The sequence below is a fragment of the Neisseria sp. HMSC068C04 genome (assembly GCF_001810105.1).
GTDB classification, from domain to species: domain Bacteria; phylum Pseudomonadota; class Gammaproteobacteria; order Burkholderiales; family Neisseriaceae; genus Neisseria; species Neisseria flavescens_B.
This window is the reverse complement of record NZ_KV799929.1, coordinates 85,076-85,299: the sequence shown is the minus strand read 5'-3', so window position 1 is coordinate 85,299 and position 224 is coordinate 85,076.

Sequence of the window (224 nt, the reverse complement as noted above, 5' to 3'; positions counted from 1 at the left end):
AGCTCCCTTTCTCATTTCGCAGTGCTACAATCAGTTCGCCGTTCACGCCAACGCGGTTTTGGTTGTAGCTCCCTTTCTCATTTCGCAGTGCTACAATGCATGTAACCGTTAAATAAGCCTGTTTGCTGTTGTAGCTCCCTTTCTCATTTCGCAGTGCTACAATAACAAGACAGACAGCCCGTAAGAGTATTGCGTTGTAGCTCCCTTTCTCATTTCGCAGTGCT